Origin of the sequence: Acinetobacter sp. AL9, from assembly GCF_041464035.1 — a bacterium.
Taxonomy (GTDB): Bacteria; Pseudomonadota; Gammaproteobacteria; order Pseudomonadales; family Moraxellaceae; genus Acinetobacter; species Acinetobacter towneri.
This window is the reverse complement of record NZ_JAYFSK010000125.1, coordinates 1-1,847: the sequence shown is the minus strand read 5'-3', so window position 1 is coordinate 1,847 and position 1,847 is coordinate 1. Positions and strand designations below refer to the sequence as shown.

Here is a 1,847-nt window from a genome sequence, read left to right as displayed (position 1 = left end):
ACGCCCTATTAAGACTCGATTTCTCTACGGCTCCCCTATTCGGTTAACCTCGCTACTGAATATAAGTCGCTGACCCATTATACAAAAGGTACGCAGTCACCAAACAAGTTGGCTCCCACTGCTTGTATGCATGCGGTTTCAGGATCTATTTCACTCCCCTCACAGGGGTTCTTTTCGCCTTTCCCTCACGGTACTGGTTCACTATCGGTCAGTCAGGAGTATTTAGCCTTGGAGGATGGTCCCCCCATATTCAGACAAGGTTTCACGTGCCTCGCCCTACTCGTCATCATTATGTGTGCCCTTTCGTGTACAGGACTATCACCCACTATGGTTGCACTTCCCAGAGCATTCCACTAAAACACACATAACTTAATGGGCTTTTCCCCTTTCGCTCGCCGCTACTGAGGGAATCTCAATTGATTTCTTTTCCTACGGGTACTGAGATGTTTCACTTCCCCGCGTTCGCTTCGTATGACTATGTATTCATCATACGATACCTACCTTAAGGTAGGTGGGTTTCCCCATTCAGAAATCTCCGGATCAAAGGATATTTGCCGCCTCCCCGGAGCTTTTCGCAGGCTATCACGTCTTTCTTCGCCTCTGACTGCCAAGGCATCCACCACATGCACTTAATTACTTGACTATACAACCCCAAACAGTCGTTAACCCCTACAAGTAGGGTTAAGACAATTAAATAAATATAAAATATTTATTTAATTCACAGTTTGACGTCTTGTGCACTTAAGCACTGTACAGCTTCAATTAGATTCATATACCAAAACGCTTGATTCAGTTAATTTGCTAGTTCTCATTTCAATTCGTAATTAAAACGTAACACCGAAGCATTACTGTCAATCTTGAATTAAATGAGTTGAACAATTTATTTCAGACTCAATTTTGCCAATCTGTTAATGATTTCCTACCGCCTCGTCAGCGAGTAGTTCACTGTGATAAATCACAGAATTTAATAAATCATTAAATCTTTACGATTTAACCTATTTACTAAATTCTGTAATCTTTAGCTTATCCCATACTTAAAAGTACGTGGTGGAGACTAGGAGAGTCGAACTCCTGACCTCCTGCGTGCAAAGCAGGCGCTCTACCAACTAAGCTAAGTCCCCAGCTTATCATCTGTGATTCAATGTATCTTCAATTCCTGTAACTTGATTTATTCAATCTAGGTCAAAGTCATGGTGGGTCTGACAAGACTTGAACTTGTGACCCCACGCTTATCAAGCGTGTGCTCTAACCAACTGAGCTACAGACCCTCAGATACATCAATGAAGAACAACTTGTTGTGGATTCTTACCAATCGTCAATCTTTCGTTAAGGAGGTGATCCAGCCGCAGGTTCCCCTACGGCTACCTTGTTACGACTTCACCCCAGTCATCGGCCACACCGTGGTAAGCGTCCTCCTTGCGGTTAGACTACCTACTTCTGGTGCAACAAACTCCCATGGTGTGACGGGCGGTGTGTACAAGGCCCGGGAACGTATTCACCGCGGCATTCTGATCCGCGATTACTAGCGATTCCGACTTCACGCAGTCGAGTTGCAGACTGCGATCCGGACTACGATCGGCTTTTTGAGATTAGCATCACATCGCTGTGTAGCAACCCTTTGTACCGACCATTGTAGCACGTGTGTAGCCCTGGCCGTAAGGGCCATGATGACTTGACGTCGTCCCCGCCTTCCTCCAGTTTGTCACTGGCAGTATCCTTAAAGTTCCCATCCGAAATGCTGGCAAGTAAGGAAAAGGGTTGCGCTCGTTGCGGGACTTAACCCAACATCTCACGACACGAGCTGACGACAGCCATGCAGCACCTGTATGTAGATTCCCGAAGGCACC

2 tRNA genes and 2 rRNA genes are annotated in these 1,847 nt (G+C 45.8%); all 4 read right to left on the bottom strand.

Features of this window, described 5'->3' with window-relative positions:
* Positions 1-643, bottom strand: a 23S ribosomal RNA gene (locus tag ACEO2X_RS13820); the annotation flags it as partial.
* Positions 644-1,045: 402 nt separating this feature from the next.
* Positions 1,046-1,121, bottom strand: a tRNA-Ala gene (locus ACEO2X_RS13815).
* Between the two features lie 70 nt (positions 1,122-1,191).
* Positions 1,192-1,268, bottom strand: a tRNA-Ile gene (locus ACEO2X_RS13810).
* 59 nt (positions 1,269-1,327) lie between these two features.
* Positions 1,328-1,847, bottom strand: a 16S ribosomal RNA gene (locus tag ACEO2X_RS13805); the annotation flags it as partial.